General features: G+C 42.9%; 3 protein-coding genes. All 3 read left to right on the forward strand.

From position 1 onward, the window contains the following. Positions 1-365 precede the first annotated feature (365 nt). On the forward strand, positions 366-1,298 hold the full coding sequence (locus ACXLDX_RS11205) for a DUF362 domain-containing protein (protein ID WP_457577269.1): 933 nt from the start codon (positions 366-368) through the stop codon (positions 1,296-1,298). Between the two features lie 195 nt (positions 1,299-1,493). Then, positions 1,494-2,114, forward strand: coding sequence for a Maf family protein (locus tag ACXLDX_RS11210; protein WP_457577270.1), 621 nt, complete (start codon positions 1,494-1,496; stop codon positions 2,112-2,114). 277 nt (positions 2,115-2,391) lie between these two features. Beyond that, on the forward strand, positions 2,392-2,924 hold a 533-nt coding region (locus tag ACXLDX_RS11215; protein WP_457577271.1), incomplete at its 3' end, for a nucleoside-diphosphate sugar epimerase/dehydratase.

Raw genomic sequence — 2,924 nt, forward strand, 5'->3', positions numbered from 1 at the left:
GCTCCGGTTTTTCTCGTTGCAGTCCATTTTGGACAGGACTGGGGTAATTACTCACAGGTGCGCCTGTGTTTCACCGTCTTTTTGGGCCCGCAAGACATCCTTTCGTTTCAGGTGCCGTTCAGGAAAACTATTACTTGATTACCCATGAAACTCAGCCGAATTGTGGATGCGCCTGTTTGATCAGGCTGGCCTACGGTCAAAAATCACTGAAAATTTCAATTGATAAGGAATTCAAATGAAAAAGTGTCAATCCAGATCATTTTATAATCAGTCTAATGTGATTTTTGAAATACGCCTGATAAAACAGGCCCAATCCCCAGACTCACAAATAACAGGCTGAGTTTCATACGTAATCAGAAACTATTATGGATCATTGTAAACCGGTTGTGGTATTGCAACGTTGTTCACAGTATAACAGGGTAAAAATATCTGAAAAGATAGACGCTGTTGTTTCCTGTCTGGGAGTGAATCCTTGTTTTTATAACAAAAAAGTTTTACTGAAACCTAACTTGATCAGTGGAAAGGGGCCTGAATTCTCTTGTACTCACAGGACATTTGTTGCTGGCGTGGCTCTCTGGTTTCAAGAGCAGGGCGCACAGGTGGCCATTGGCGATTCGCCTGCACTTGGCAGCAGCAGTACAGTCTGCAGAAGGATGGGCATTGCTGAGGAAATCGCGGATCTCGATGTGCAGCTGGTTGATTTTTCTTCCTCGGTGGAGAAAAAAACAGCCGGTAACATACGTGTCAATATAGCGGTACCTGTTATCGAATGTGACTATTTGATCAATCTTCCCAAATTAAAAGCCCATAATCAGTTGTATGTAACCCTGGCTGTGAAGAATATTTTCGGAATTGTGAAAGGAGCAAATAAGGCGCTTCTTCATATGCTTCACGGCTCTACCCATGATGGTTTTGCAGAGATTATCCTTGATCTCCTTGATTTTCTGCCTCCTTCCATTCATTGTATTGACGGCATTGCTGTCATGCACTGTTCCGGCCCTCTGGACGGGGAAGCTCTGCCCCTGCATTGTATTGGTGGCTCACTTGATCCGGTGGCTCTTGATACAGCCCTGCTTGACCTCCTTGAGCTGGAAAAGAAAAAAAGTCCTCTTTGGCGGGTTGCAGCAGGAAGGGGGCTTGTGGGGACCCAATCGGATAAAATCAGCTTCCCTCTTTTGCGTCCCGCTGATTTTCACGGTTCAGGTTTTCAGGCCCCGGTCATGCTCAATGGTATTCGATTCAATCCTTTCAGGTTTTTACTGGGGATGGGAAAGAGATTATTTGCTTTTCTACGTTGAAAGTAATTGGTCACAGGTGCAGCAGGTTTTTGCAGGCTCTTTTGTTCGCTACAGCTCATTGCGGACAAAATTCCAGTCGCACCGTGAAGCCGGCTACCTTTCCTGTTTTTTCTGTATAATATTTGATATAAGTAATTTACGGGTTTTTTGTATCATGTCCGAATTGCGATTCTTCAAAAGAAGTAGGTCATTACGATGATGTTTCATGCCAATGAACCGATTGTGCTGGCTTCCGGGTCCCCCAGACGAAAAAAGTATCTGGAGGACCTGGGGCTGATCTTTTCCATTGTTCCCGTACAAATTGATGAAACACCACAGCCGGATGAAAAACCCGGGGCTTTTGTTCTGAGAATGGCAACGGAAAAGGGTAAGGCTGCCGCCCTGCAGTGTGGAGATTCCTGGATAATTTCAGGTGATACTGTGGTTTGCCTTGATCAAAAGATTCTTGGTAAACCATTTGACAACGCGGAAGCTTTCACTATGCTAATGTCTCTTGCCGGTAGAACCCATATTGTAAGAACGGGACTATGTCTTACACATGCTGAAAAAAGGATCTCTTTGGGTACTATTGTGGAGACTAAGGTCGTTTTTTCTGACTTTGATGAATCTGTAGCCCGGGCGTATATTTCGAGTGGTGAGAGCCGGGATAAAGCAGGTGCATATGGTATTCAGGGCAGAGGGGCTTTTCTGGTGGAAAGTATCGAAGGGTCATACACAAATGTTGTCGGGCTGCCGTTGCATGAGCTGGTTAACATGCTTTTTCAGAATAAAGTAATATGTACTTCCCGAAAGTCGTCACAGATTTATGCGCCTTGATCTTGAACAAAAATTCTCATTTGTGGACAGACACATCCGCAATTTGGCTGAGTTTCATGGGTAATTAAGAAATCATATGATTACTGTCCCGTGAGTGGTTATAAATAGAGTAATACCTAAATCCTGCACTTCAGAAAATGGAAAAATGTGATTATGACTTGATTTCAATATATTATGATATATTTAGCGAATTTGGCCATTCACTTTTTGAGTGAATGTAAATTTTTTCATTTTATTTATCCTGATGGCTTCAAGGATCAGAGTATAGTGAGGAGTGATGCCGATAATTTTTAATAAATATTACCCCGTGAGGACGATAGTTTTTTTTCTTGGCGAGGGTCTGCTTATTTTTCTCTCCTTATTGATTTCAGATTGGTTTTTCACCAGCAGTGGCCTCTTTTATCTCGATTTAGGAAAGATCTTACTGCAGGCTTTTCTGGTAACCATGATTTTTCAACTCTGCCTTTATTTTTTTGATCTTTATGATCTTGCCAGTGATCTGACCTTGACCCATACCGTTACCCGGATGACACAGGCTTTCGGGGTCGGATGCATTATTCTGGGGACCGTTTACTATACAATTCCTTTTATGATGATATCCGGGCGGGTTTTCTGGGCCGCTTATATAGTTATCTGTCTGTCGGTTTCATTGTGGCGCGGTGCCTATTATCTCATCTTGAGAAAGAGATTGTTTGTCCAGTGCGTCATTATTGTCGGCACAGGAGATTTTGCTTCAGATATTGCCCGGGAAATTGAAGGTGTTCATGATTCAATTTATAAAATAATCAGTTTTATTGGTGAGTCGGAACC

The sequence above is a fragment of the Desulfomarina sp. genome (assembly GCF_054039375.1).

Coding starts and splice junctions, on each gene's coding strand:
- ACXLDX_RS11210 (WP_457577270.1), top strand. CDS start 1,494: ATGATGTTTCATGCCAATGAACCGATTGTGCTGGCTTCCGGGTCCCCC.
- ACXLDX_RS11205 (WP_457577269.1), top strand. CDS start 366: ATGGATCATTGTAAACCGGTTGTGGTATTGCAACGTTGTTCACAGTAT.